Genomic DNA, 25,381 nt, shown 5'->3' with positions numbered 1-25,381 from the left:
CCGGAAATTGCCAGGGAACACGACAAATGACTTCACCCAGATTCCTGCGCGCCGCGCTGCTCGCCCTCCTGCTCGGCGCTTCGGCCCTGCTGGCCCACGCCACCCCTTCCGCCACGGAGGAAAAGCTGATCGACAACCTGATCCAGCGCGTCTCGAAGATGTCGGCGATGGTCTTCATGCGCAACGGCAACGAATACAACGCCGCCGACGCCGCCAAGCACATGCAGGCGAAGTACGACTACTTCAAAAAGGAACTGGTGACGGCCGAAGACTTCATCGAGCGCTGCGCCTCGCGCTCGGAGATGACGGGGCAGGCCTACAAGGTGAAGCTGACCGATGGCGTGGTGCGCGACGCCAACGAGTTTCTCAACGGCGAGCTGCGCGCGCTGCGGCAGGCCGCGAAGAAGACCAGCGGCTGAGCGCCTTGAAGTCGGTCCGCAAGAGAAATCAGAAAGGCGCGTCACCGACGATGGTGGTGCGGTTGAGCCTGCGGCGCAGGTGGTCGGGCGTACCTGCTGCGAGGTGCATCAGCGAGCGGTTGTCCCAGAACACGAGGTCGTGCGGCGCCCATTTGTGGCGATAGACGAACTCGAGTTTCACGCTGTGCGCGAACAGCTCGGCGAGCAAGGCATCGCTTTCGTCCTGCGGCAGATCGACGATGCGCGTCGTGAAATGCTCGCTGACGAACAGCGCCTTGCGGCCCGTTTCCGGGTGCGTGCGCACCACGGGCTGCACGGCGGGCGCGACTTGGTCGATCTGCGCCTGCGAGAGCTTGGGCCGCCAGGGATTCTTCGCACGCAACTCTTCGTACTTGGCGAGGTAGCTGTGCTCCGCCTTCAACGGCAGGATGCGCTGCTGCAGCCCGGGGCTCAGCGATTCCCATGCGAGGTGCTGGTTGGCGAACAGCGTGTCGCCGCCCTCGCTAGGCAGCTCTTGCGCGTGCAGCAGGGAACCGAGGCTGGGCTTGGGCTTGTACGAGAGGTCGGAGTGCCAGTAGACGCCCGCATCGCCGAGGCCGATGGGCTCGCCGTTTTCCTTGATGTTGGAGACGATGAGGATCTCGGGGTGGTTCTTCAGCTGGAACTGGTGCAACACGTGGATTTCGAGCGGGCCGAAGCGGCGGCTGAAATCGATGTGCTCCTGCGGGGTGATCTGCTGGTTGCGGAACACCACGACGTGGTGGTCGAGGTGGGCGCGGTGGATGCGTATGAAGTCTTTGGTGGTGATGGGTTTCGAGATGTCGAGGCCGATGATTTCGGCGCCGACCGGGGCGTCGAAGGGGCGCACTTCGAAGTGCTGTGCGGCAGCGTTGGCCTCGCTGGTGGGAACGGCGGTCATGCCGCCAATGTAGGGGCCGGGGCGCCGTTCCCCAACGAACTCTTCGTTGCTAGCTTATGCGCCGGTGCCTTCAATGCCCCTGTTGGAGCCGTAATTACAGCGTGTGGCTGCGGTCGCCCTCGGCAAAGCCCATCGCGTCCCACGGCTCGCCGACCACGAAGCCGACCACCTTGAACAGCTCGCCCATCTCGTGTTCATGGATCAGCCGCGCCGCCATGGCACGTTCTGCGGTAGTGCGCTGTTCCATCTTCGCCAGCAGCCCGCAGTTCAGCAGAAAGCGCGCCTGGCTCGTGTAGCCCAGCACGTGGAGCCCCGCATCCTGCCCCGCCAGCGCGATGCCGGTGAAGTCGACATGCGCGGTGATGTCCTTGTAGCCCACGTCGGACAACGGATCGCCATCGGCCTGGTGCGCGCGGTGGCACATCACGGTGCCCATGTGGCGCTGCGGGTGGTAGTACTCCGCCTCGGGAAAACCGTAGTCGATGAGAAAGGCCGCGCCCTTGCCGAGCCGGTCGGCCAGCGTGGCGATGAAGGCCCGCGCCTGCGGGTGGATCTCGGTCAGGTAGTCGTGCTCGCCGGGCACGTCGACCGGTGGCCGCAGTTCGGTGGCGCGGTCGGCCCAGGCCCACCCGTCGCCCTGCGCATTGCGCACCACGCCCCGCTCGAACCACTGCCCACCCACACGCGCCAGCAGTTGCACGGGCATCGCATCGAGCACCTCGTTGCCGACCACCACGCCTTCCATCGAATCGGGCAGCTCGTTGAGCCATTCGACGCGGTCCGCATAGCGCACCAGCGCCTGCTGCTGCCGCTCGCGCAGCGTGCCCGACAGGTCGACGATGCGGTAGCGCACATCGCTGCGCCCCATCTCGTCGAGCGCATGCAGCAGCTGGACCGCGAGCGCACCCGAGCCTGCGCCGAATTCCCACACCATGTCAGTGCCCGTCTTCTCCAGCGCCTCGGCCACCTGCGCCGCCAGGGTCTGCCCGAACATCGGCGTCAACTCGGGCCCCGTCACGAAGTCGCTGCCCGACGAGGGCATGTGGCCGAACTTGGCCGAGGTGTTGGCGTAATAGCCCAGGCCCGGCGCGTACAGCGCGAGCGCCATGAAGCGGTCGAACCCGATCCATCCGCCCGCGCGCTCGACGGAGCGCGCGATGAGGTGGTCGAGGGCGGTGGGTAAACTGCTGGGGGTCGTCTTTGTCGTCACAGCGCCATTCTCCCCCTCCTCGCATGAGCCCCGCCGCGCCCCCCTCCTCCGCTTCCCGCCGCACCGTCCTCGTCACGGGCGCGGGCCGCAGGCTGGGCCGCGAGATCGCGCTGGCACTTGCCGCGGGCGGCTGGCAGGTGGCGGTGCACTACCGCAATTCGCGCACCGAGGCCGAGCAGACGGTGGCCGACTGCGCCGCGCTCTCGGGCGATTCGGCGCTCTTCGCGACCGACCTCGAGGACGAACAGGCCACGCGCGCCCTGCTGCCCCGCGTGGTCGCGCGCTTTCGCGGCGTCGATGCCGTGGTCCACAGCGCCGCGCTGTTCGAGCACGACGAGGCCGCCACCTTCAGCTACGCACTCATGGAACGCCATGCGCGCAGCAACACCGGCGCGGCGATCCTGCTGGCGCATGCCCTGCACGAGCACCTGGCGGCCCGCGACGCGCAAGGCGCGGTGGTCCACCTGCTCGACCAGAAGCTCTGGAACCCGAACCCCGACTTCCTGAGCTACACCCTCTCCAAGGCCGCGCTCGAAGCCGCCACGCCGATGCTGGCGCTGGCGCTTGCACCGCGCGTGCGCGTGGTGGGCGTGGCGCCCGGCCTCACGCTGGCGAGCCACATGCTGGACGACGACAGGTTCGCGCAGCTGCACAAGCTGTCGCCGCTGGGCCGCTCCTCCACCCCGGACGACGTGGTCGCCACGGTGAAGTTCGCGCTGGAGAACCGCTCGATCACCGGCACCACGCTGCTGGTGGACGGCGGCCAGCACCTGATGAAATTCGAGCGCGATTTCTCGCTCATGTGAGCACCACCATGTCCATTCCCATGCCCGTGCAAGGCCGCCAGACACTCACCCTCCAGGGCCTGCGCTTCGACGCCAACCTGGGTATCCTCGAGCAGGAAAAGACGGCGCCGCAGCCGATCCTGGTCGATGCCGAGCTCAGCCTCGGCCCGCAGCCGCTGCTGCCGCAGGACGACGACATCTTCCACGTGCTCGACTACCGCAAGGTGCGCCGCATCATCATCGAGGAGTGCACCGCCGAGCACGTCAACCTGCTCGAAAGCCTGATCGGCAAGCTGGTGCAGCGCCTGCTGCAGCTGCCCGGCGTGCTGGGCGTGCGCGTGAAGATCGCCAAGCTCGAAATCTTCGACGATTGCGAGGTGGCGATCCGCATGGAAGCCGGGGAATGGTGATCCGGGGCAAAATCCCCCCTTTCCCCCCAAGACATTGCTGCCCATGAACGCCGTCTGGATCGACGAGGCGCCCGCCGCCGCCGACACCACCGCCAATTCCCTGAAGATCGAGCGCGAAACGCACAAGCTCGAAAAGCGCCTGTGCCGCGAAGTCGGCAAAGCCATCGTCGACTACAACATGATCGAAGAGGGCGACAAGGTCATGGTGTGCGTCTCGGGCGGCAAAGACAGCTATGCGCTGCTCGACATCCTGCTCAAGCTGAAGGCGCGCGCGCCGATTCACTTCGACATCGTTGCGGTCAATCTCGACCAGAAGCAGCCCGGCTTTCCCGAAGAGGTGTTGCCCAAGTATTTGAGCGACCTGGGCGTGGACTTCCACATCGAGAACCAGGACACCTACAGCATCGTCAAGCGCGTCATTCCAGAGGGCAAGACCACCTGCGGACTGTGCAGCCGGCTGCGCCGCGGCATCCTGTACCGCGTGGCCGACGAGCTGGGCGCCACCAAGGTCGCGCTGGGCCACCATCGCGACGACATGCTGCAGACCTTCTTCCTCAACATGTTCTTCGCCGGCAAGTTGAAGAGCATGCCGCCCAAGCTGGTGAGCGACGACGGCAAGCACGTCGTGATCCGTCCGCTGGCCTACGTGGCCGAGAAGGACACCGTGCGCTGGGCGCAGCACCGCGAGTTCCCGATCATTCCCTGCACCCTGTGCGGCAGCCAGGAAAACCTGCAGCGCAAGCAGGTCGGCGAGATGCTGCGCGAGTGGGACAAGAAGTACCCCGGCCGGGTGGAGAACATGTTCACCGCGCTGCAGAACGTGGTGCCTTCGCACCTGCTCGATGGAACGCAGCATGACTTCAAGGGTCTGAAGGCGACGGGCGTGGCGGACGACGATGGCGACAAGGCCTTCGATACGCCCTCTTTCGACCTGCTCTCCCAGGCACCCTCGGCCCTGCGCATCGTCCAGGGCTGAACGGCACCCCAGGGAATTCCCACGGATGCAAGAAGCCACCCGCCTGATCGCCGTTCGCCACGGCGAGACCGCCTGGAACGTCGACACGCGCATCCAGGGCCAGCTCGACATCGGGCTCAATGCCACGGGCCTCTGGCAGGCACAACGCGCCGGTAGTGCGCTGGCCGACGAGCCCATCGGCGTCGTCTATGCCAGCGACCTCTCGCGCGCATGGCAGACCGCCGAGGAAATCGCCAGGCCCCATGGCCTGGCCGTGCAACCCGAACCGCGCCTGCGCGAACGGGCCTTCGGACATTTCGAGGGTCTGAGCTTTGCCGAGATCGAGGCCACGCTGCCCGTGCAGGCCAGGCTCTGGCGCGAGCGCGATCCCGAATTCGAGCCCGAGGGCGGCGAAAGCCTGCTGATGTTCCGCGACCGCGTGACGGGCGTGGCTGCCGAGCTGGCGGCGCGCCATCCGGGCGAGTTGGTCGTGCTGGTCGCGCACGGCGGCGTGATGGACGTGCTCTACCGCGCCGCCACCCGCCAGGAACTGCAGGCGCCGCGCACCTGGCAGCTCGGCAACGCCGCCATCAACCGCATGCTGTGGACGCCCGAGGGCTTCAGCCTCGTGGGCTGGAGCGACACCGCCCACCTTGCCACGGACACCCCGCTCGACGAAACCACGAGCTGAGGCGTGCTCAGGCTGCGCGCAGTTCTTCCAGCGGTCCGAAGAACTCGTAGTGGATCTGCTGCGCCGGCACGCCCAGCGTCAGGCCGTTCGCGTACATGGCCTGCATGAAGGGCTTCGGCCCGAGAAAGTAGAAGTCCACGTCGCGGTCTGCCGGCAGTGCCTGCGCGAGCAGTTCCTTCGTCACGAAGCCGGTCGCGTGCGGGCGGTCCGCATCGCGCGGGGTGTCGTACACGTACAGCGCTTCCACGTTGGCATGGGCGGCCGCCAGCGCATCGACGCGCGCGCGGAAGGCATGCACGCCGCCATGGCGCGCGGCATGAATGAAACGGATCGGCCGCCCCGTGGGCGCCGCGGCTTCGAGCATGCTCATTGCGGGCGTGATGCCCACGCCGCCCGTCACCAGCACCAGCGGCCGGCCCTGTGCTTGCGCGGGTGCGGGCTTCAGCACGAAGTCGCCGCAGGGCGGCAGCACCTCGAGCACCGTGCCGACCGGGGCCTGCGCATGGAGCCAGTTCGACACCCGCCCGCCCTGCTCCTGCTTGACGCTGATGCGGTACCAGGGCTTGCCGGGCGCGTCCGACAGGGAGTAGTTGCGCCGCACCGTCTCGCCGTCGACGTTCAGCACCAGCGTGAGGTACTGGCCGGGCGTGAACCCGAGCAGCGGGCCGCCGTCCTCGGGTTCCAGGTACAGCGAGAGGATGAGTTCGCTTTCGGCCTCGCGGCGCGCGACACGGAACCGGCGCGCGCCGCGCCAGCCGCCCGGCTGCTGCTCGTTGGCGCGGTAGACCTCTTCTTCGGCGGCGATCAGCATGCCGGCCAGCGCCTGGTAAGCCTCGCCCCACGCGGCAATGATGTCGTCCGTTGCCACCTCGCCCAGCACCTCGCGGATGGCCTGCAGCAGGCAGCGGCCGACGATCGGGTAGTGCTCCGGCAGCACACCGAGCGCGGCGTGCTTCTGGATGATCCGCGGCAGCGCGCCGGACAACGCCTCCAGCCGGTCGATGTGCGCCGCGAAGGCCAGCACCGCCCCCGCGAGCGCGCGCGCCTGCGTGCCGCTGGCCTGGTGCGCTTCGTTGAAGAAGGCCTTCACCTCGGGATGGTTCGTGAGCATGAGCCGGTAGAAGTGGGTGGTGATCGCCTCCCCCTGGGTCTGCAGCAGGGGAACGGTGGCCTTGACGAGAGAAATGGTGCGGTCGGTGAACATGGCGGATGAGATATTGAAAGTAAGGATGTGAGCTCTTTCCCAGTCATGAAACGTGCCAGCTGCCGCACGTGCGCAAGCCCTTGTTTTTCAAGCCATTTTCTTGAGCATGGTCAAAGCGACAACAAAAACTCGTTGTCAAATGGACACCCATGAGTGCAGAAATGACCACATCCACTGGCCCGGAACTCCCCAGCGAGGCCGAACGCTTCAGTGCCCTGCTGAAGGCCGTGCGCGAGTTCGTGCGCTGCGACGCGGCCGCGCTGCTGCGGCTGGAAGACGGCGCGCTCTCCGCCGTCGCGGTCGACGGCCTCAGCGACGAGACATTGGGGCGCCGCTTCACCGTGGCCGCGCACCCGCGCTTCGCACGCCTGCTCGACAGTCCGGCCGGGCTGCGCTTTCCGCCCGACTGTGAGCTGCCCGACCCGTACGACGGGCTGGTGTCGGGCCAGCCCGAGATCCTTCCGGTGCACGACTGCATGGGCGCGCCGCTGCGCCTGCGCGGCGAACTCTGGGGCCTGCTCACGCTCGACGCGCTCGAAGCCTCAGCTTTTGACGCAGTCGGCCCAGCGCGGATGGAGGCGCTGGTGCGGCTGGTCGAGTCGGGCATCGACGCGGCACAGACCATCCGCGACATGGCCCGGCGCGCCGCGCAGGAGCAGGCGCTCGCGCAGGCCTGGCAGTCCAGCCGCGTCGCCACGCGCGAGCTGCTGGGCACCAGCGCGGCCATGCAGCAGCTGCGCCGCGAGATTGACACCGTGGGCGCCTCCGACCTCACCGTGCTGCTGCTCGGCGAGACCGGCGTGGGCAAGGACCTCGTGGCGCAGCGCCTGCATGCGCGCTCGCGCCGCGAGGCGCAGCCGCTGGTGCAGGTGAACTGCGCGGCCCTGCCCGAGACGCTGGCCGACAGCGAGCTCTTCGGCCACCGCAAGGGCGCCTTCACCGGCGCCATTCAGGACCGCACCGGCAAGTTCGAGCTGGCCGACGGGGGCACGCTGTTCCTCGACGAGGTGGGCGAGCTGCCGCTCACCGTGCAGGCCAAGCTGCTGCGCGTGCTGCAGGGCGGCGAGCTGCAGCGTCCCGGCAGCGACCGCACGCTGCGGGTCGACGTTCGCGTGATCGCCGCCACCAACCGCGACCTGCCCGCCGCCATCGCGCAGGGGCGCTTCCGCGCCGACCTGTACCACCGGCTGTCGGTCTACCCGCTGGTGGTGCCGCCGCTGCGCGCGCGGGGCCGCGACGTGCTCGCGCTGGCCGGCGGCTTCCTGGAGGAGAACCAGCACCGCCTGGGTGCACGCAACCTGCGGCTTTCGCCCGGCGCGCGGGCCGCGCTGCTGGCGCACCCCTGGCCCGGCAATGTGCGGGAACTCGAGCACGCGATCAGCCGCGCCGCCCTGCGCGCATACCGCGAGCACGGGCGCGCCGGGCGCTGGGTGGCCATCGAGCCCCGGCACCTGCTGCTGGAGGAAATGATCGCCCCGGCCCTGCCGCCAGACACCGCGCCGGCCGCTTACGGCGTGCCCGCTTCGGCCTCGGCCGGGAACGACGCCACGGCGACCACGCTGCGGGACGCCACCGAGGCCTTCCAGCGCGACTGGTTGGCTGCCTGCCTGGCCCGTCATGCCGGCAACATCAGCCAGGCGGCGGGGCAGGCCGGGATGGATCGCAGCAACTTTCACCGTCTGCTGCGCAAGTTCGGCATCCGCCCGCAGCAGCAGCCCGGTTGAAATGCGCGGCGGGCGAATGCCGCGCCGGTACGTCCGTCAGACGTGCGAGGCCGCGTGGCCGCCGGTGGATCTGCCGGCCTCGGCTTTCGCCTCGTCCGGCAGATCCACCATCGGCCCCGTGCCGCTGTAGCGGTCCAGCGCCAGATAAATCGCCGGCGTGATGTACAGCGTGATCACCTGCGAGAAGATCAGCCCGCCCACCACTGCCACGCCCAGCGGCTGGCGCAACTCGGCGCCGGCGCCCAGGCCCAGCGCGAGCGGCAGCGCGCCCATCAGCGCGGCCAGCGTGGTCATCAGGATGGGCCGGAAGCGCAGGCGGCAGGCTTCGCGGATCGCGTCCACCGGCTGCAGGCCCTCGGTGCGCTGCGCGTCGAGCGCGAAGTCGATCATCATGATCGCGTTCTTCTTCACGATGCCGATCAGCAGCAGGATGCCGATGGTCGCGATCAGCGTCAGGTCGAAGCCGAAGAGCTTCAGCGAAATCAGCGCGCCCACCGCCGCCGAAGGCAGCCCGGCCAGGATCGTGATCGGATGGATGTAGCTCTCGTACAGCACGCCGAGCAGCACGTAGATCACGAGCACCGCCAGCACCAGCAGCACGGCCTGGCTGGACTGCGAGCTCTGGAACACCGCCGCATCGCCGCCGTAGGTGGTGATGATCGAGGGCGGCATCTTCAGCTCTTCCTTGAACCGGTCGATCTTCGCGGTTGCGTTGCCCAGCGGCACGTCGGGCGCGAGGTTGAACGACACCGTCACCGCCTGCAGCTGGCCCTGGTGGTTGACCGCGGTTGGCCCCACGGTGCGCTTGACGGTCGAGAAGGCCGACAGCGGCACCAGCCGGCCGGTGGTGCTGCGCACCGACAGGCGCGACACGTCTTCCTCGAACTGGCGGTCGTTGTCGGCCGCCGAAAGGATCACCTGGTAGGTGTTGCTCGTGCCGTAGATGCTGCCGATCTGGCGGTCGCCGTAGGCGTTGTAGAGCGCGGTGCGCAGGTCGCCCACGGCCACGCCGAGCACGCCGGCCTTGTCGCGGTCGATGTCGAGCGTGGCCTGCAGGCCGCGGTTCTGCGAGTCGCTGGTCACGTCGCGGAAAGCCGGGTCGGCGCGCATGCGTTCCATGAGCTTGGTGGACCACGGCACCATCTCGCCCGCGTTCACGCTCTGCAGCGTGTACTGGAAGCGCGCCTTGCTCTGGCGCCCGCCCAGGCGCAGGTTCTGCACCGGCTGCATGTAGACGGCAATGCCCGGGATCTCGCGGAAGCGCTGGCGCAGCGATTCGAGCACCTTCGCCATCGGCGGGCGCTCGCTGCGCGGCTTGAGCACCGCGAACAGCCGGCCGGAGTTCTGCGTGGCCGTGGGGCCGCCCACGCCGACGAAGGAGCTCACGTAGTTGACGCTCGGGTCATCCTTGAGGGTGGCGGCCACGCGGTCCTGCAGCGCCTTCATGGCGTTGAATGAAATGTCCTCGGCGGCCTCGGTCGTGATCTGGATCTGGCCGATGTCTTCCTCGGGGAAGAAGCCCTTCGGGATGGTCGCGAACAGCCAGCCCGTGACGACGAAGGTCAGCCCTGCGATCGCCAGCATCACCTTGCGGTGCACCAGCGTCCAGCCGAGCGAGCGCATGTAGGTTGCGTGCACCGCGCGGTAGCCGCGCTCGAAGGCTCGGCCGATGGCCGTGCCCGGCTCGGGATGCTCTTCTTCGTGATCGAGCGCGCCCGCACGGCGCGGCACCTGCTTGAGCAGCCGGCTCGCGAGCATCGGCACCAGCGTGAGCGACACCACGGCCGACACCAGCACCGCCAGCGCCACCACCACCGCGAACTCGTGGAACAGCAGGCCGATCACGCCCGGCATGAAGAAGATCGGGATGAACACCGCCACCAGCGAGATGGAGATCGACACGATGGTGAAGCCCACCTCGCGCGCGCCGCGCAGCGCCGCCGCGAACGGGTCCATGCCCTTCTCGACGTAGCGCATGATGTTCTCGAGCACCACGATGGCGTCGTCGACCACCAGCCCCACGGCCAGCGTGATGCCGAGCAGCGAGATGTTGTCGAGGCTGTAGCCGAAGGCGTAGAGCAACGCCACCGCACCGATCAGCGAAATAGGGATGGTCGCGGCCGGAATCAACGTGGCCACCAGCCGGTGCAGGAACAGGAAGATCACCAGCACCACCAGCGCGATGGTGCCCAACAGCGTGAGTTGCACGTCGTGCACCGCCTCGCGGATCGAGATCGAGCGGTCGTTCACCACCTGGATGTCGACCGACTGCGGCAGTTCCGCCTTGAAGCGCGGAACAAGCGCGCGCACCGCGTCCACCACCTGCACGGTGTTGGCATTGGGCTGGCGCTGCACGGCGAGCGAAATCGAGTCCTGCCCGTTGAAGCTGCTCGCGGTCTTCACCGACTCGAAGCTGTCCTCGATAGTGGCCACCTCGTCGAGCCGCACCGGCGCGCCGTTGCGCTGGCCGACGATCAGCTTGGCGAAGTCGGCCGCCTTCATGAGCTGGCGGTTGGCCTGGATGGTGAGCGTCTGGCGCGGGCCGTCGAGCACGCCGACCGGCGTGTTGGCGTTGGCCGAGTTCACGGCCTTGGCGAGTTCGTCGAGCGTGATGTTGCGCGCGTTGAGCAGGTCGGCATTGGCCTTGATGCGCACCGCGAAAGCCTTGCGGCCGTACACGCCCACCTGCGCCACGCCATCGATGGTCGACAGCGTGGGCGAGATCAGGTTCTCGGCGTAGTCGTTGAGCTCCGACGGGTTCATCGACGGCGAGATCAGCGCGATGAACAGCACCGGCGCGTCGGCCGGGTTCACCTTGCGGTACGAGGGCAGCTGCGTCAGTTCTTGCGGCAGCTGGCGCTGGGCGCGCAGCAGCGCGGCCTGCACGTCGACCGCGGCGGCGTCGATGTCGCGGCTGCTCACGAATTCGAGGGTGATCGAAGACACGCCCTGCGTGTTCACCGAGCTGATGGTCTGCAGGCCCGGGATGGTCGAGAACTGCTTTTCGAGCGGCAGCGCCACCGAACTTGCCATGGTGTCCGGGCTCGCGCCCGGCAATTGCGCATTGACGTTGATGACCGGCGTGTTGTAGCTGGGCAGTGCGGCGACGGGGATGCTGAAGTACGCGAAGATGCCGACGACCACGGCCGCCGCGGACAGCAGCACCGTCATCGCCGGACGGCGGATGCAAAGCTCCGATATGTTCATGCGCGTTCCCGCTGCGGCGGCTTGATGTCGGCACCGCCGGAAGAAGCGGCGCTGCCCGGCGTGACGCCGGTGGTGCCGTTGCCGGGTGCGCCAGACGCACCCGGCGCCTTGGCATCGACACGAACCTTGCCACCAGGGCGCACATTCTGGCTGCCCTCGATCACCACCTGCTCGCCCGGCTCCACGCCGCTCACTGCCACATCGGTGCCGAAGGTGTGCAGCGTCTTCACCTTGCGGCGCGTGGCGGTCTTGCCCTCGTCGACCACATAGAGCGAAGTGCCGTCGGACAGCATCATCAGCGCCGCGGCCGGCACCACCGTGGCGCCGTTGAGCATGCGCACCGTGATGCGCGTGCCGACGAACTGGCCGGGCCACAGACTCTGGTCGGCATTCGCGAACACGGCCTTGGCGCGCACCGTGCCGATCTGCGGGTCGACGGTGTTGTCGACGAAGTCGAGCGTGCCGCTCAGCGGCGCCTTGCCGCCGGTGACGACGGCCTCGACCTTGGCGTGCGAGCGCGCGGCTTCGAGCAAATCCTGCAGGTTGCCTTCGGGCACCGGGAAGCTCACGGCGATCGGGTCGAGCTGCGTGATGGTGACGAGCGACAGCGTCGGCTGCACCAGCGTGCCCGGGTAGATGTTGACGGCGCCGATGCGCCCGGCGATGGGCGCGCGCAGCGTGGCATAACCCAGCGCCACCTGCGCCGACTGCACGGCCGCGCGGTCGGCCGCCACGGCGGCGCGCTGCGCCTGGAGCTGCGAGAGCGTGGCATCGGCAGCGCTCTTCGCGATGAAGTTCTGCGCCACGAGGTCCTGGCTGCGCTTGTACTGGCGCTCCAGGTCGGCCATGGTGGCCTCGTCCTTCTGCTGCTGCGCGCGGGCGCGGGCGAGGTTGGCCTGGTCGTTGCGGTCGTCGAGCGTGAAGAGCAACTGGCCGGCCTTGACGAACTGGCCTTCCTTGACATGCACCGCGCTCACCGTGTTCGTCACCTGCGGACGCAGGTCGACGCTGTTGAGAGACACCACGCTGCCGTTGACCTGCACCGTCACCGGCACGTCCTGCTTCTGCGCGGTGGCCAGGGTCACGAGCGCGGGCGCGCCGCCGCTGTTGCTGCCCGCGGCCGGAGCCTTCGCGTCCTTGCCGGCAGATTTGTCCCCGGACATGCTCCACCACCCGCCCGCGACGGCTACGATCAACACGCCCGCAAGGGCGACGGCGACATTTTTCTTCATGGGTTCTTTGTGCACTTTGGGCTGACTCCGACTATTGGATCAGCGGCCGACTCCCGGTGTTCGCGGCCCCCGTAAAGAAATGTAAAGCCAGTCAACCGAAAGCCCCACACTACCTGCTGTGGCCGGCGCCGGGGAACCGCACCCCCTCGCTAAAATCGCCGCTCCACAGCCTCTGGATAAACCCCATGAACCGCTGCAAGACACCCACGAATGCTCTCACCTTCATAGCGCTTTGCACAGCAGCCATTGCTGCGGCAGGCCTTTTCCCGCTCAGCGCCAGCGCCCAGGACGAAGTGCCCCGGCCGCAGACCCAGAACGAATCGCTCGTTGGCGGCCGCAATTTCCCCATCGGCACCCTGCGCGGCAAGTTCACGGTCCTCAACGCGCCCGACGTCGACCTCGACGGCCATGCCGATCGGCTGGGGGCCGGCGCGCGCATCCGAAGCCCGCAGAACATGCTGGTCATGCCCGGCGCCATCACGGGCCAGAAGTACCTGGTCAACTACACGCGCGATGCCGCCGGCCTGCTGCGCGAGGTCTGGATCCTCACGGCCGACGAAGCCTCGGCCCCGCGCGAATCGCTGAACAAGCCGTTCCTGAACATCTGGCCGTTCACCTCGAACGACACCGTCAACACGCAGTAGGCAAAGACGGCGGCGCGGCCCATGCGCTGCCCGCTGCCCAGCCCTCCCCGTTGTTGCGGAGGGCATGAGAGAGAGCTCCCCATGAAAAAAGTATTCATCAAGACCTTCGGCTGCCAGATGAACGAGTACGACTCGGACAAGATGGCCGACGTGCTCAATGCCGCGCAGGGCTACGAGCCCACGCAGAACGTGGACGAGGCCGACCTCATCCTGTTCAACACCTGCTCTGTGCGCGAGAAGGCACAGGAAAAGGTGTTCTCCGACCTCGGCCGCGTGAAGCACCTGAAGGCCAGGGGCGTGAAGATCGGCGTGGGCGGCTGCGTGGCGAGCCAGGAGGGCGAGGCCATCATTGCGCGTGCGCCGTACGTCGACATCGTGTTCGGCCCGCAGACACTGCACCGCCTGCCCGAGATGCTCAACGACCGCGAGCGCCTGAACCGCCCGCAGGTGGACATCAGCTTCCCCGAGATCGAGAAGTTCGACCACTTGCCGCCCGCGCGCGTCGAAGGCGCGACGGCCTTCGTGTCGATCATGGAAGGCTGCTCCAAGTACTGCAGCTACTGCGTGGTGCCCTACACCCGCGGCGAGGAGGTGAACCGCCCGCTCGACGACGTGCTGGTCGAGATCGCCGGGCTGGCCGAGCAGGGCGTGCGCGAGATCACGCTGCTGGGCCAGAACGTGAACGCCTACCGCGGCAAGATGGGCGACACCGCCGAGATCGCCGACTTCGCGCTGCTGATCGAATACGTCGCCGAGATCCCCGGCATCGAGCGCATCCGCTACACCACGAGCCACCCGAACGAGTTCACGCCCCGGCTGATCGAGGCCTATGCCAAGGTGCCGCAGCTCGTGAGCCACCTGCACCTGCCGGTGCAGCACGGCAGCGACCGCATCCTGATGGCGATGAAGCGCGGCTACACCGCCATGGAATACAAGAGCACGGTGCGCAAGCTGCGCGCCATCCGCCCCGAGCTTGCCCTGAGCAGCGACTTCATCGTCGGCTTCCCCGGCGAGACGGACGACGACTTCAACAAGATGATGAAGCTGATCGACGACTGCCGGTTCGACGCCAGCTTCAGCTTCATCTTCAGTCCGCGCCCCGGCACGCCCGCCGCCGCGCTGCAGGACGACACGCCGTATGAAGTGAAGCTCGCGCGGTTGCACACGCTGCAGGCCGTGATCGACGTCAACGTGAAGCGGTTCGGCCAGGCGCTGGTCGGCACCACGCAGCGCGTGCTGGTGGAAGGCGCCTCGCGCAAGGACGCGAACGAACTCATGGGCCGCACCGCCTGCAACCGCGTCGTCAACTTCGAAGGCCCACCTCATCTGTCCGGGCGCCTCGTCGGCCAAATGGCCGACCTTCGCATCACGCGCTCGCTGGCCTACACGCTGCGCGGCGAGGTCGTGACGAGCGAATCGTCGATGCCGGTGCTCGCCCACTGATGGCGAAGCGACCGTCCATCCGGGGCTCGTTCCAGCAGCTCCTGCTGTTTGCCTTCCTGCTGATCACCGCGCTGCTGGTCGGCGTGGCGCTGCGCTCGGTGCTGCAGTACGACGCACTGATGACACAGAGCCGCGACGCGGCCGCGCGCGCGCTGCGCCTGTCGGGCGCGGCCCAGTCGCTGGCCGAACGCAGCGCGGCCATGGAGCGCGCGGGGCGCCAGTCGCTGGTGCTCAACGACGCAGTGCTGCGCCGCCGCTTCGATGACGCGGCGCGCGAGGCGCATCAGGTGCTGGAGCGCCTGGAGAAAAACGGCCTGGCCCCCGCGGGCACCGAGATGTGGCGCGCCCAGCTCGGCGTGATCGAGGGCCTGATGAGCGGCAACGCCGACAGCGCCCTGGCCCGCGAAAGCACGATGGCGATGCAGTTCCGCGAACTCGACGCGCTCAACACCAACCTCGCGCAGCAGGCGCAGTTCCTGATCGAAACGCAGAACGACGCGCTGGCCAGGCGCATCGAGAACGCGCGCCGCCGGCTGATGCGCGAAGTGGTGGCCGCCAGCGTGCTGGCCGTGTCGCTGGCGCTGGCCTTCGGCATCTGGCTGGCGCGGCCGTTCAAGCGGCTGGAGCACGCCATCGTCGGTCTCGGGCAGAACCGGCTCGACGAGCCCATCGACATCCGCGGCCCGGCCGACGTCCGGCGCGTGTCGCAGCAGCTCGAATGGCTGCGGCTGCGCCTGACCGAGCTCGATGCCGACAAGGCGCGCTTCCTGCGCCACGTGTCGCACGAGCTGAAGACGCCGCTGGCCGCGTTGCGCGAGGGCGTCTCGCTGCTCGAAGACGGCGTGACCGGTCCGCTGAACCCGGCGCAGCTCGAAGTTGCGCAGATCCTGCAGCAGAACACCGTGTCGCTGCAGGGCCAGATCGAGGCGCTGCTGCGCTTCAACGCCGCCGCCTTCGAGGCGCGCGAACTGCGCCGCGAACGCACCGAGCTGCTGCCGCTGATCGAGGAACAGATCGAGGCCCAGCGCCTGCAGTGGCAGTCGCATGGCCTGCGCGTGCGGGCCGAGGGCGACCCCGTCGCGATCACGGTCGACCGCACCAAGCTCGGCACCGCGATCGCCAACCTGTTGAGCAACGCCATTCGCTTTTCGGTAACGGGCGGTGTCATCACCCTGGCGGTGTCGGGGACGCCCGAGGCGGTCCACATCGACGTGAACGACGCCGGGCCGGGCATCGCCGAGGGCGACCGCGACCGGATCTTCGAACCCTTCTTCCGCGGCGAGCGCCAGCCCGAGCACACGGTGAAAGGCACGGGCATCGGACTTTCCATCGTGCAGGAGTACATTGCAGCCCACGGGGGTCGCATCACCCTGCAGCCCGGCGGACCCGGTGCTCGCTTTCGCATCGAACTGCCGCGCACGGCCTGACCTCCCCCGCACCCCTCTCCAAATACTGTCCGAACGCCTCGCGTCCTTTCTTCGACCCATGTTTTTTTCGTTCGTCCGCCGTTCCTCCTTCGCCGGGGCGATGGCCGTGCCTTTCGTCCTGCTGCTGGCCGCCTGCGCCACGCAGCCCAAGCCGTCCGCGGAGGCCGATGCGCTGCCGCCGCCCCCGGTCGCGCCGCGCGTGATGCCAGTGGAGGCTGAGCCGAAGGCGCCGGCCACGCAGCCCGCCTCCTCGCTCTTCACGTTGATGACGCAGGGGCCGCAGGCGGCCATGCTGTCGTACGCCGACAAGGTGCGCCCGCTGAACGGCGCCGACCTGAGCGCGGAAATCTCGCGCATCGGCGACCCCGGCGATACGCCCACCACGCAGATGCAGCTGGCGCTGCTGCTCTCGCAGACCCGCGTGCCGGCCGACCTGGCGCGTGCGCTGGGCCTGCTGCAGCGCGTGATCGCCAACCCCGCGCCCGAGGCGCAGGCCCTGCATCCGCTGGCACGCGCCCTGGCCGCGCGCTACATCGAGCAGCGCCGCGTCGAGGACGATCGCGACAAGCAGTCGCAGCAGCTGCGCGACAGCCAGCGCCGCATCGACCAGCTGAACGACCGCATCGAAGCCCTGCGCGCCATCGAGCGCAGCTTCGCGCGGCCCAACGCCACACCGGCGCCCGTCGCGCCGGCGGCACCGCCAAGCGGAAGCAAACCAAACCCATGAGCGCAGCGCCGGTCCGCTCCAGGCAAGCTCGCACCGCGGTGCGAAGCACGGAGGTTTTTCTATGAGCACCACCGGCGCCCGCCTCCTCGTGGTCGACGACGACCCGGACATGCTGCGGCTGCTCTCGATGCGGCTGAGCTCGGCGGGCTACCAGGTCACGGCCGTGACCTCGGCCGAGACCGCGCTCACGCAGCTCGAGATCGAGCATCCGCAGCTCGTGCTCAGCGACGTGCGCCTGCCCGGGCGCGACGGCCTCCAGCTGTTCGACGAAATCCGCAAACGCCATCCCTCGCTGCCGGTGATCCTGCTCACCGCGCACGGCACCATTCCCGACGCGGTCGAGGCCACGGCGCGCGGCGTGTTCACCTACCTCACCAAGCCTTATGACGGCCGTGAGCTGCTCGACAAGATCGCGCAGGCGCTGGCGCTCGGCGCGCCCGCCACCACGCCGAGCAAGGCCGGCGACGACAGCTGGCGCTCCGAGATCGTGAGCCGCAGCAACCGCATGGCCGAGCTGCTGGCCGAGGCACGCATGGTCGCCAAGTCGGACGCCTCGGTGCTGCTGCGCGGCGACTCGGGCGCGGGCAAGGAAATGCTGGCGCGCGCCATTCACAAGGCCAGCGCGCGCGCCGACAAGCCCTTCGTGGCGGTCAACTGCGGCGCCATTCCGGAAGCGCTGCTTGAGTCGGAGCTGTTCGGCCACATGAAGGGAGCCTTCACCGACGCCCATGCCAACCACAAGGGCCTGTTCCAGCAGGCCGACGGCGGCACGCTGCTGCTCGACGAAATCGGGGACATGCCGCCCGCGCTGCAGGTCAAGCTGCTGCGCGTGCTGCAGGAGCGCGCAGTGCGGCCGCTGGGCGCGAGCCAGTCGATCCAGGTCGACGTGCGCATCGTCTCGGCCACCCACCGCGACCTCGACGCCGCAATGGAAGCGGGCCAGTTCCGCGAAGACCTGTACTACCGCCTGAACGTGGTGACGCTCACGCTGCCGCCGCTGTCGGCGCGGCGCGAAGACATTCCGCTGCTGGCCAACCACTTCCTGCAGCGCCTGTCGACCAAGTACGGCAAGCGGCTGTCGGGCTTCGCGCCCGAGGCGCTGAAGGCGCTGACCACGGCCGCCTGGCCGGGCAACGTGCGCCAGCTGTTCAACGTGGTCGAGCAGGTCTGCGCGCTGTCGAGCTCGCCGCTGATTCCCCTGGCGCTGGTGCAGCGCGCGTTGCGCGTGCCGACGGTCGAAGTGCAGACCTATGCGGAGGCCAAGCAGCGTTTCGAGCGCGATTACCTCGTCGGCCTGCTGAAACTGACCGACGGCAACGTGGCCGATGCGGCGCGCCTGGCCGATCGCAACCGCACGGAGTTCTACCGGCTCTTGCAAAAGCACGAACTCACGCCGGGTCACTTCAAGGCCGACGCTGTCGCTCCTGGTGGGGAACCTGTCGCCGAGTAGCGACGCCCCTAAGTCGTTGATTTATATGGCCTATCCCTACCAGCCCAAGAGGCTTGTCGGGATTCGGCGACAAAAATAGAGGTTTGGAGGCCTTCCGGCGGCCTCCTCCCGCGAAAAACACCTTCGAATCGGCCCAAGTCGTTGATCTGAAAGCGTTTTTCCAGGCTGGCACAGGGTTTGCCCCTGTACTGGCATGACAGCACTAACCAGCCCATCTTTCGCACTGCGCCAGCAGCGCGACGGCCTGCGTCAAAAGCAGTTTTCCTCCTCGCGGCCCCGTGCCGCGGGCCATTCGCTCGCCGCGCTCGCAAGCGCCGGCGGCGCCGAGCCGGATTGCGTGATCAAGCGCTTTCCTGCCATTGGCGACACCCCTTCCCTCGACAAGCAACGTTGGTAAACCGCATGAAGCCGAACGACTTCTCCCAACTGAACGTGCTGGCCGACACCGATTTTTCGCACCGCAGCGCGGTCCGCGAAGAACGCCATCCCAATTCGGTCACCGCCCCGCCGGTCAATCGCGGTTCGATGACGCCCCGCCCTTGGCGCGGTTTCTGGAACAGCATCGGCACCGCCCTGCTGGTCAAGCTCGGTGCTGGCGGCAAGCGCGAAAGCGCCGGCCCGGCCGAAGCCCGCCAACCGTGGCAGCGCGCCGCGGCCCAGCGCCGCAACGCGTTCATGCTGCTCACAGTGCTGAGCACCGTGATCGCCTCGACGCTGTTCGCCGGCGTGCAACCCGACTACAACAACGTCTGGCTCGAATACGGCCAGATCGGCCTGTACGGCCTGCTCTCGGGCTGGGTCGTGACCGGCTTCGTGACCGCGCTCATGGGCTTCTATGTCTCCGTGCGCGGTGACAAGCACGCGCTGTCGGCCAAGCAGGTCGTCAACCACCCGATGAACCCCGAGGCACGCACTGCGATCATCATGCCGATCTGCAACGAAGACGTTGCCACGGTGTTCGCCGGCTTGCGCGCCACCTGCGAATCGGTCGCCTCCACCGGCCACGCGAAGCAGTTCGACGTGTTCGTGCTGTCCGACAGCTACAACCCCGAGACCGCCGCCGCCGAGCGCGCCGCCTGGGAAGACCTTCGCGCCGCCCTGGCCGAGAGCCCGAACCAGCCGCAGGTTGAGGTGTACTACCGCCTGCGCACCCGCCGCACGCACCGCAAGGCCGGCAACGTGGCCGACTTCTGCCGCCGCTGGGGCAAGGACTACCGCTACATGGTCGTGCTCGACGCCGACTCGGTGATGAGCGGCGACTGCCTGACCTCGATGGTCAAGCTGATGGAAGCCAATCCCACCGCCGGCATCATCCAGACCGCGACGCAGGCCATCGGCCACGTCACGCTGCATGCCCGCGCACAGCAATTCGCTTCCCGCGTGACGGGCCGCCTGTTCACGCTGGGCATGCAGTTCTGGCAACTGGGCGAATCGCACTACTGGGGCCACAACGCGATCATCCGCGTCGAACCCTTCATGAAGCACTGCGCGCTGGCCCCGATCAAGGGCACCGGCGGCATGTCGGGCGGCATCATGTCGCATGACTTCGTCGAAGCCGCGCTGATGCGCCGTGCCGGCTACAACGTGTGGCTGGTGTCCGACCTGGTCGGCAGCTACGAGCAGCAACCCCCGGACCTGCTGGCCGAACTCCAGCGCGACCGCCGCTGGTGCCAGGGCAACCTGCAGAACGCCCGCCTGATGGCCGAGCCCGGCATCCATCCGGTACACCGCGCGATGTTCGTGACCGGCACCATGGCCTACGTCTCCGCCCCGCTGTGGCTGGCTTTCCTGACGCTGGGCACCGCCCTGTGGCTGAGCGGCTCGAGCCTCGTGTCGAGCTGGAACGTGCTGCCCGCCGAACTGGCCGGCCTGTGGGTCTGGACCCTGTGCCTGCTGTTCCTGCCGCGCGTGCTGGGCATCGCTGCCGTGCTGATGCGCGGCGAGCAACGCCAGTACGGCGGTGTGTGGGGCCTGGTGAAGAGTTCCATGATGGAAAGCGGTCTTGCCATCGTGCAGGCCCCGGTCCGCATGCTGGCCCACTCGCTGTTCGTGCTGGTCGCCCTCACCGGCATCAAGCTCGACTGGAAGTCGCCCCCGCGCGAAGCCAACGCCGTGCCCTGGAAGATTGCTGCCACGCAGTTGGCCCCGATGACGCTGGTGATCGCCATGCTGGCCGTCGGCGTCGCGATGATCGACCCGAGCGCGCTGATCTGGCTCATGCCCGTCGGCCTGCCGCTGCTGCTGGCGATTCCGCTGACCGTGCTGACCAGCCAGATCGCGCTGGGCACCACGCTGCGCGACCGCGGCTTCCTGCTGATTCCCGAGGAATCGCGTTCACCGGCCGTGCTGCGCCGTGCGTGGATGCATGCGGTTCGCCTCGCGCGGCCTGCTGCGCTGGCAACCGCCTGATGCGCTGAAGACACAGCGCCCCGAAGCCGGCCTCAGGGTCGGCTTTTTTCATGGCGGGCACGCAGACCGCGCTGGCGCACACGAAGCCGTCGAGGCGCAGCAGGTCTACGAAATGCAGCCCTTAAGACAGAAGGCCCGCCGGTGCGAACCGGCGGGCCTTCTTATATATGTGTGCGTGTGGCGTTCGCTCAGAACGGGAGCTTCGGGCCACCGGGGCCGCCCATTCCGCCCATGCCTTTCATGCCGCCCATCTTCTTCATCATCTTCATGAGGCCGCCGCCCTTCATCTTCTTCATCATGCCCTGCATCTGCTCGAACTCGTTGAGCAGGCGGTTCACCTCCTGAACCTGCACGCCGGCACCGGCCGCGATGCGGCGCTTGCGCGTGGCCTTGAGCAGCTCGGGCTTGCGGCGCTCCAGCGGGGTCATGCTCTGGATGATCCCTTCCTTGCGGCGGATGTCGCGCTCGGCGCGCGTCATGTCGGCCTCGGTCGCCTTGGCGGCCATTTGCGTGGGCAGCTTGTCCATCAGGCTGGAGAGCCCGCCCATCTGCTTCATCTGTTGCAGCTGGCCGAGGAAGTCGTTCAGGTCGAAGCCCGCGCCGCTCTTGACCTTGGCGGCGAGCTTCTGCGCCGCCGCCACGTCGACGCCGGCCGTGACCTGCTCGACCAGCGCGACGATGTCGCCCATGCCGAGGATGCGGCCCGCATGGCGCTCGGCATCGAATACCTCGAGGCCGTCGATCTTCTCGCTGGTGCCTGCGAACTTGATCGGCACGCCCGTGACCTGCCGCACCGACAGCGCCGCACCGCCGCGCGAATCGCCGTCGGTCTTGGTCAGGATGATGCCGGTGAGCGGCAGCGCTTCCTTGAAGGCCTTGGCGGTGTTGATTGCGTCCTGGCCCTGCATCGCATCGACCACGAACAGGGTCTCGACCGGATCGACCGCCGCGTGCAGCTGCTTGATCTCGGTCATCAGCACTTCGTCGATCGCGAGGCGGCCGGCGGTGTCGACCAGCAGCACGTCGAAATAATGGCGCTTGGCGTGGTCGAGCGCGGCGCGTGCGATGTCCAGCGGCTTCTGGTCGGGCGTGCTCGGAAACCATTCGGCGCCGGCCTGCTTCGTCACGGTCTTGAGCTGCTCGATGGCGGCGGGGCGGTAGACGTCGCCCGACACCGTGAGCACCTTCTTCTTGCGCTTTTCGATCAGGTGCTTGGCGAGCTTGGCGGTGGTGGTGGTCTTGCCGGCGCCCTGCAGGCCGGCCATGAGGATCACGGCCGGAGGCTGGGCCGCGAGGTTGATGTCGGACACGCCCTCGCCCATGGTGGCGGCGAGTTCGCGGTTCACGATGCCGACCAGCGCCTGGCCCGGCTTGAGCGAGCCCAGCACTTCCTGGCCGAGCGCCTTGTCCTTCACCCGCGCAACGAAGTCGCGCACCACGGGCAGCGCCACGTCGGCTTCCAGCAGCGCCATGCGCACTTCGCGCAGCATGTCCTGCACGTTGCTTTCGGTGATGCGGGCCTGGCCGCTCATCGTCTTGACGAGGCGGGAGAACTTTTCTGTGAGGGCGGTGGCCATGAGCGGGATGCCTTGCTGCCCGCCGCGGCGGGTCATTGGAAAGTCGTGTACCTGGATCGGTGGCTTGCGCCCCTTCGCGAGACGCCGGGAACCGGCTGTGCCGGGCCTCCGGTGCCGCCCCCCGGTGAGGGGGTTGGCACTGCGGCACGAAGTGCGCAAGCCTGGGGGAGATAAACTCCAGCCGATGATTTTAGCGATCCCCTCCCCACTCGGCGTGGCGCTGGGCATCGCCACCGCGGTCGCCTACGGTTTTGTCGCCGCTGCCGGCGCAAGACTGAGCCGCCAATCGACCCAGTGGGCGCTCGGCATTGCATGGCTGTTGCATGCCGCCGTGCTGGCCCACGGCCTCATCGGCAGCGAGCCGCGCTTCGGTTTCGCGCCCGCCCTGTCGGTCACCGCGTGGCTGGTGCTCACCGTCTACGCGGTCGAAAGCCGCATGTATCCCCAATTGAAAGTACGGCGCGCGCTGGCCTGGCTGGGCGCGGCCGCGGTGCTGCTGGCCATCCTGTTCCCGGGCACGCCGCTGCACGTCACGGCCTCGCCGTGGCTGCCATTGCACCTGGCGCTCGGCATCGCCTCGTACGGTCTGTTCGGCGCCGCGGTCGTGCACGCCTGGCTGATCACCCGCGCCGAAAAGCAGATTCGTCTCGCCACCGCCGAACCGCAAGGCGGCGTGCCACTGCTCACGCTCGAACGGCTCACCTTCCGTTTCGTCACCGCCGGCTTCGTGCTGCTATCGGCCACGCTGCTGGCCGGCCTGCTGTTCAGCGAACAGCTGTACGGCGCCGCGGGCCGTGTCTGGAAGTGGGACCACAAGACCACCTTCTCGGTGCTCGCCTGGCTCACCTTCGCGATCCTGTTGACCGGCCGGGCCCGCTTCGGCTGGCGCGGCCGCACGGCGCGGCGCGTGCTGTATGCAGGATCCGCCCTTTTGCTGCTGGCCTACGTCGGCTCTCGCTTCGTGCTCGAAGTGGTGCTGGCCCGGCCTCCCGTATGAAATACCTCCTCGTTCTCGCGGTGCTCTGGGTCGCGATCTGGCTCTGGCGCAAGAACCGGCGCGAAGAAATGCGCGACGCCATGCGCGAGCGCGCGGCCAAGGCACAGCAACGCGCCGCCACTCCGCCCGGCCCGCCGCAGGCCATGGTGCGCTGCGCTCATTGCGGGCTGCACCTGCCAGCGACCGATGCCATCTCCGGCCCCGGCGGCACGGTCTACTGCAGCGCTGCGCACCGCGAAGCCGCCGCCGCGCAATGAACTCCTCCCTCTGGTCGCGCGGCGAGCCGGTCACCGACTGGGACGTGCTCGACCAGCACCCGGACGAGAGCACGGCGCTGATCCGGCTCTGGCGCGGCTTCATGGGGGCGCGCTGCTTCGTCGCGCTGGTGCTGATGCTGCTGCAGGGCGTGGCCCTTGCCATCGGGCAGACGATGCAGCCGGTGGCCATCGCCATCTCGGCGCTGTACCTCGTCGCGACCTGGCTGGGCATGAGCTACAGGCGCGTCCAGCCGCCGATCCGCGGCTTCACCGCGCTCTGGCTGCTGACCATCGGCATCGACCTGGCCGCCTTCACTGCCTTGCAGGTGCTGCAGGGCGGCAACGTCAACTACACGCCGCTGTTCGCGCTGCCGGTGCTCATGAGCGCGGTGCTCGGCACCATGATCGTGAGCCTGGGCACCACCGCCACCGTCACCCTGCTGCTGCTGGCCGACGCGGGCTGGCACTGGCTGCAGCAGCCGGTCGATTCGTCGGGCCGCTTCGTGCAGGCGGCGCTCACCGGCACCGGCCTGTTCGTGGTGGCGCTGCTCGCGCACGAAATGGCCCGCCGGCTGGCGCGCGAGGAAGCCGTGGCGCAGCACAGCCGCAGCAGCGCGCAGATGCAGGCGCAGGTCAACGACCTGGTGATCGAGACCCTGAGCGAAGGCGTGCTGGTGATCGACGCCGAAGGCCTGGTGCATGCGGCCAACCCGGCGGCCGACGCGATCCTCGGCCAGGGTTTGGCGAAGCTGACGCTGCCGTTTCCGCTGCATGCCCAGCCCGCCTGGCATGCGCTGGCCGCGCTGGCACGCCAGACCTTCGCGCGCCGGGAGCCGCAGACGGAAGAAATCCCCGTCGCACAGGCGCGCGGCGCGGCGCGCGAGGTGCGCGTGCGCACGCGGCTCACGCCCACCAGCGAGCAGCGCCTGGACAGCCTGTGCGTGATGTTCCTGCAGGACCTGCGCGAGCTCGAGGCCCGCATCCGCACCGAGAAGCTGGCCGCGATGGGCCGCATGTCGGCAGCCGTGGCGCATGAAATCCGCAACCCGCTGGCCGCCATCACGCAGGCCAGCGCGCTACTCAACGAAGACCTGACCGACCCCGCGCACCGCAAGCTCACGAGCATGGTGCAGCACAACGCGCAGCGGCTCGCGCGCATCGTGGACGACGTGCTCGACGTCTCGCGCGCGCGCCAGCAGCGCGTGCTGTCGCTCGGCGAGCAGGTCGTGCTCGACCCCGCGGTGCAGGTGCTGGCCGAGGAATGGGTGCGCCAGACCCAGCGCAAGGGCGTGCTGGTGTCGCTCGACGCGCCCAGCAGCGAGGTGCGCTTCGACGCCGAGCACCTGCGGCGGCTGATCGTGAACCTGCTGGACAACGCCTCGCGCTACGCCGGCAAGAGCGAAGGCTCGATCCAGGTGCTGACCGCGCAGCAGCGCGGCGGCAGCAACCGCCCGAGCCTGATGGTGTGGAGCGACGGCGCGCCGCTGGAGCCGGCGGTGCAGCGGCACCTGTTCGAGCCCTTCTTCTCGTCCGAGAGTCGCTCCAGCGGGCTCGGCCTGTTCCTGTGCCGCGAACTGTGCCGCCGGCATGGCGCCACCATCGGCTACGAGCGGCGCGCGCTGGTGCCGGGCGGACCCGAGGGCAACGAATTCTTCGTCAGCTTTACCGCCAGCGAAAACCGGCTGACACAATAA

At 68.3% G+C, this 25,381-nt stretch carries 22 protein-coding genes; 16 read left to right on the top strand and 6 right to left on the bottom strand.

The window, feature by feature from the left end:
- Positions 1–26 precede the first annotated feature (26 nt).
- A complete protein-coding gene (locus ASC92_RS00405) occupies positions 27–419 on the top strand; it encodes a DUF5329 family protein (protein WP_056509057.1) in 393 nt (130 codons plus the stop codon).
- A gap of 28 nt (positions 420–447) precedes the next feature.
- Here ASC92_RS00405 and ASC92_RS00400 read toward each other — a convergent pair whose 3' ends face one another.
- Both ASC92_RS00400 and ASC92_RS00395 read right to left on the bottom strand, forming a co-directional pair.
- Entirely contained in the window at positions 448–1,338 is an 891-nt protein-coding gene (locus tag ASC92_RS00400; RefSeq protein ID WP_056509052.1) for a TauD/TfdA dioxygenase family protein, read from the bottom strand.
- A 94-nt stretch (positions 1,339–1,432) separates the two neighbouring features.
- A complete protein-coding gene (locus ASC92_RS00395) occupies positions 1,433–2,548 on the bottom strand; it encodes a class I SAM-dependent methyltransferase (protein ID WP_056509050.1) in 1,116 nt (371 codons plus the stop codon).
- Positions 2,549–2,571: 23 nt separating this feature from the next.
- Between ASC92_RS00395 and ASC92_RS00390 the strand changes: the two genes are divergently transcribed.
- From ASC92_RS00390 to ASC92_RS00375, 4 genes are read left to right on the top strand one after another with little or no spacing between them, the layout of a single operon-like run.
- Complete coding sequence (locus ASC92_RS00390; protein ID WP_056509047.1) at positions 2,572–3,354, top strand: SDR family oxidoreductase; 783 nt, start codon at positions 2,572–2,574, stop codon at positions 3,352–3,354.
- Between the two features lie 8 nt (positions 3,355–3,362).
- Complete coding sequence (locus ASC92_RS00385; protein ID WP_007831468.1) at positions 3,363–3,743, top strand: dihydroneopterin aldolase; 381 nt, start codon at positions 3,363–3,365, stop codon at positions 3,741–3,743.
- A 43-nt stretch (positions 3,744–3,786) separates the two neighbouring features.
- Positions 3,787–4,719, top strand: a complete 933-nt coding sequence (gene ttcA / locus ASC92_RS00380) for a tRNA 2-thiocytidine(32) synthetase TtcA (protein ID WP_056509042.1) — start codon at positions 3,787–3,789, stop codon at positions 4,717–4,719.
- A 25-nt stretch (positions 4,720–4,744) separates the two neighbouring features.
- Positions 4,745–5,389, top strand: a complete 645-nt coding sequence (locus ASC92_RS00375; RefSeq protein ID WP_056509040.1) for a histidine phosphatase family protein — start codon at positions 4,745–4,747, stop codon at positions 5,387–5,389.
- A 7-nt stretch (positions 5,390–5,396) separates the two neighbouring features.
- On the opposite strand, the gene hmpA is transcribed toward ASC92_RS00375, so the two are convergent.
- On the bottom strand, positions 5,397–6,593 hold the full coding sequence (gene hmpA / locus ASC92_RS00370) for an NO-inducible flavohemoprotein (protein WP_056509037.1): 1,197 nt from the start codon (positions 6,591–6,593) through the stop codon (positions 5,397–5,399).
- A gap of 161 nt (positions 6,594–6,754) precedes the next feature.
- Between hmpA and norR the strand changes: the two genes are divergently transcribed.
- On the top strand, positions 6,755–8,317 hold the full coding sequence (gene norR / locus ASC92_RS00365; RefSeq protein WP_235505627.1) for a nitric oxide reductase transcriptional regulator NorR: 1,563 nt from the start codon (positions 6,755–6,757) through the stop codon (positions 8,315–8,317).
- Between the two features lie 36 nt (positions 8,318–8,353).
- Here the strand turns inward: norR and ASC92_RS00360 are convergent, their stop codons facing one another.
- Positions 8,354–11,524 carry an efflux RND transporter permease subunit gene (locus ASC92_RS00360; protein ID WP_056509031.1) on the bottom strand — a complete coding sequence of 1,057 codons (3,171 nt, stop codon included), beginning with the start codon at positions 11,522–11,524 and terminating at the stop codon, positions 8,354–8,356.
- Positions 11,521–12,687: an efflux RND transporter periplasmic adaptor subunit gene (locus ASC92_RS00355; RefSeq protein ID WP_056511687.1), complete on the bottom strand. Its 1,167-nt coding sequence runs from the start codon at positions 12,685–12,687 to the stop codon at positions 11,521–11,523. Before ASC92_RS00355 ends, ASC92_RS00360 begins: the two co-directional genes overlap by 4 nt.
- A gap of 254 nt (positions 12,688–12,941) precedes the next feature.
- On the opposite strand from ASC92_RS00355, the gene ASC92_RS00350 reads away from it, so the two are divergent.
- The 7 genes from ASC92_RS00350 to mdoH all read left to right on the top strand — a co-directional run bounded on the left by ASC92_RS00350 (position 12,942) and on the right by mdoH (position 20,856).
- Complete coding sequence (locus tag ASC92_RS00350) at positions 12,942–13,400, top strand: hypothetical protein (protein WP_056509028.1); 459 nt, start codon at positions 12,942–12,944, stop codon at positions 13,398–13,400.
- A gap of 81 nt (positions 13,401–13,481) precedes the next feature.
- Positions 13,482–14,843: a tRNA (N6-isopentenyl adenosine(37)-C2)-methylthiotransferase MiaB gene (gene miaB / locus ASC92_RS00345; protein ID WP_056509025.1), complete on the top strand. Its 1,362-nt coding sequence runs from the start codon at positions 13,482–13,484 to the stop codon at positions 14,841–14,843.
- The gene (locus ASC92_RS00340; protein WP_056509021.1) at positions 14,843–16,270 is read left to right on the top strand and encodes a sensor histidine kinase; all 1,428 of its coding nucleotides are present in this window, start codon (positions 14,843–14,845) and stop codon (positions 16,268–16,270) included. The genes miaB and ASC92_RS00340 overlap by 1 nt, the downstream gene beginning before the upstream one ends.
- A gap of 100 nt (positions 16,271–16,370) precedes the next feature.
- Positions 16,371–16,997, top strand: a complete 627-nt coding sequence (locus ASC92_RS00335; RefSeq protein WP_235505684.1) for a hypothetical protein — start codon at positions 16,371–16,373, stop codon at positions 16,995–16,997.
- Positions 16,998–17,058: 61 nt separating this feature from the next.
- A complete protein-coding gene (locus tag ASC92_RS00330) occupies positions 17,059–18,447 on the top strand; it encodes a sigma 54-interacting transcriptional regulator (RefSeq protein WP_056509015.1) in 1,389 nt (462 codons plus the stop codon).
- A gap of 193 nt (positions 18,448–18,640) precedes the next feature.
- A complete protein-coding gene (locus tag ASC92_RS00325) occupies positions 18,641–18,844 on the top strand; it encodes a hypothetical protein (protein ID WP_056509013.1) in 204 nt (67 codons plus the stop codon).
- 5 nt (positions 18,845–18,849) lie between these two features.
- On the top strand, positions 18,850–20,856 hold the full coding sequence (gene mdoH / locus ASC92_RS00320; protein WP_056509010.1) for a glucans biosynthesis glucosyltransferase MdoH: 2,007 nt from the start codon (positions 18,850–18,852) through the stop codon (positions 20,854–20,856).
- 188 nt (positions 20,857–21,044) lie between these two features.
- Here mdoH and ffh read toward each other — a convergent pair whose 3' ends face one another.
- Positions 21,045–22,433 (bottom strand): signal recognition particle protein, encoded by a 1,389-nt coding sequence (ffh, locus tag ASC92_RS00315; protein WP_056511684.1) that lies wholly within the window; start codon positions 22,431–22,433, stop codon positions 21,045–21,047.
- A 184-nt stretch (positions 22,434–22,617) separates the two neighbouring features.
- Between ffh and ASC92_RS00310 the strand changes: the two genes are divergently transcribed.
- Genes ASC92_RS00310 through ASC92_RS00300 form a run of 3 tightly spaced genes read left to right on the top strand, consistent with a single transcriptional unit; the run spans position 22,618 to position 25,381 of the window.
- On the top strand, positions 22,618–23,430 hold the full coding sequence (locus ASC92_RS00310) for an inner membrane protein YpjD (RefSeq protein ID WP_056509006.1): 813 nt from the start codon (positions 22,618–22,620) through the stop codon (positions 23,428–23,430).
- Positions 23,427–23,687 carry a PP0621 family protein gene (locus ASC92_RS00305; protein ID WP_056509002.1) on the top strand — a complete coding sequence of 87 codons (261 nt, stop codon included), beginning with the start codon at positions 23,427–23,429 and terminating at the stop codon, positions 23,685–23,687. Before ASC92_RS00310 ends, ASC92_RS00305 begins: the two co-directional genes overlap by 4 nt.
- Positions 23,684–25,381 carry a two-component system sensor histidine kinase NtrB gene (locus ASC92_RS00300; RefSeq protein WP_056508999.1) on the top strand — a complete coding sequence of 566 codons (1,698 nt, stop codon included), beginning with the start codon at positions 23,684–23,686 and terminating at the stop codon, positions 25,379–25,381. Before ASC92_RS00305 ends, ASC92_RS00300 begins: the two co-directional genes overlap by 4 nt.

It is taken from the genome of Variovorax sp. Root411, from assembly GCF_001425205.1.
GTDB lineage: Bacteria > Pseudomonadota > Gammaproteobacteria > Burkholderiales > Burkholderiaceae_C > Variovorax.
The sequence above is the reverse complement of the archived record's forward strand: the minus strand, read 5'-3'. Positions and strand labels throughout refer to the sequence as shown.

What these genes read in the sequence shown, in the direction of transcription:
- norR (WP_235505627.1), top strand. Translation starts at nt 6,755, where the DNA reads ATGACCACATCCACTGGCCCGGAACTCCCCAGCGAGGCCGAACGCTTC.
- ASC92_RS00300 (WP_056508999.1), top strand. Translation starts at nt 23,684, where the DNA reads ATGAACTCCTCCCTCTGGTCGCGCGGCGAGCCGGTCACCGACTGGGAC.
- ttcA (WP_056509042.1), top strand. Translation starts at nt 3,787, where the DNA reads ATGAACGCCGTCTGGATCGACGAGGCGCCCGCCGCCGCCGACACCACC.
- miaB (WP_056509025.1), top strand. Translation starts at nt 13,482, where the DNA reads ATGAAAAAAGTATTCATCAAGACCTTCGGCTGCCAGATGAACGAGTAC.
- ASC92_RS00330 (WP_056509015.1), top strand. Translation starts at nt 17,059, where the DNA reads ATGAGCACCACCGGCGCCCGCCTCCTCGTGGTCGACGACGACCCGGAC.
- ASC92_RS00400 (WP_056509052.1), bottom strand. Translation starts at nt 1,338, where the DNA reads ATGACCGCCGTTCCCACCAGCGAGGCCAACGCTGCCGCACAGCACTTC.
- ASC92_RS00375 (WP_056509040.1), top strand. Translation starts at nt 4,745, where the DNA reads ATGCAAGAAGCCACCCGCCTGATCGCCGTTCGCCACGGCGAGACCGCC.
- ASC92_RS00305 (WP_056509002.1), top strand. Translation starts at nt 23,427, where the DNA reads ATGAAATACCTCCTCGTTCTCGCGGTGCTCTGGGTCGCGATCTGGCTC.
- hmpA (WP_056509037.1), bottom strand. Translation starts at nt 6,593, where the DNA reads ATGTTCACCGACCGCACCATTTCTCTCGTCAAGGCCACCGTTCCCCTG.
- mdoH (WP_056509010.1), top strand. Translation starts at nt 18,850, where the DNA reads ATGAAGCCGAACGACTTCTCCCAACTGAACGTGCTGGCCGACACCGAT.
- ASC92_RS00325 (WP_056509013.1), top strand. Translation starts at nt 18,641, where the DNA reads ATGACAGCACTAACCAGCCCATCTTTCGCACTGCGCCAGCAGCGCGAC.
- ASC92_RS00340 (WP_056509021.1), top strand. Translation starts at nt 14,843, where the DNA reads ATGGCGAAGCGACCGTCCATCCGGGGCTCGTTCCAGCAGCTCCTGCTG.
- ASC92_RS00335 (WP_235505684.1), top strand. Translation starts at nt 16,371, where the DNA reads ATGGCCGTGCCTTTCGTCCTGCTGCTGGCCGCCTGCGCCACGCAGCCC.
- ASC92_RS00310 (WP_056509006.1), top strand. Translation starts at nt 22,618, where the DNA reads ATGATTTTAGCGATCCCCTCCCCACTCGGCGTGGCGCTGGGCATCGCC.
- ASC92_RS00360 (WP_056509031.1), bottom strand. Translation starts at nt 11,524, where the DNA reads ATGAACATATCGGAGCTTTGCATCCGCCGTCCGGCGATGACGGTGCTG.
- ffh (WP_056511684.1), bottom strand. Translation starts at nt 22,433, where the DNA reads ATGGCCACCGCCCTCACAGAAAAGTTCTCCCGCCTCGTCAAGACGATG.
- ASC92_RS00350 (WP_056509028.1), top strand. Translation starts at nt 12,942, where the DNA reads ATGAACCGCTGCAAGACACCCACGAATGCTCTCACCTTCATAGCGCTT.
- ASC92_RS00405 (WP_056509057.1), top strand. Translation starts at nt 27, where the DNA reads ATGACTTCACCCAGATTCCTGCGCGCCGCGCTGCTCGCCCTCCTGCTC.
- ASC92_RS00355 (WP_056511687.1), bottom strand. Translation starts at nt 12,687, where the DNA reads ATGTCCGGGGACAAATCTGCCGGCAAGGACGCGAAGGCTCCGGCCGCG.
- ASC92_RS00385 (WP_007831468.1), top strand. Translation starts at nt 3,363, where the DNA reads ATGTCCATTCCCATGCCCGTGCAAGGCCGCCAGACACTCACCCTCCAG.
- ASC92_RS00390 (WP_056509047.1), top strand. Translation starts at nt 2,572, where the DNA reads ATGAGCCCCGCCGCGCCCCCCTCCTCCGCTTCCCGCCGCACCGTCCTC.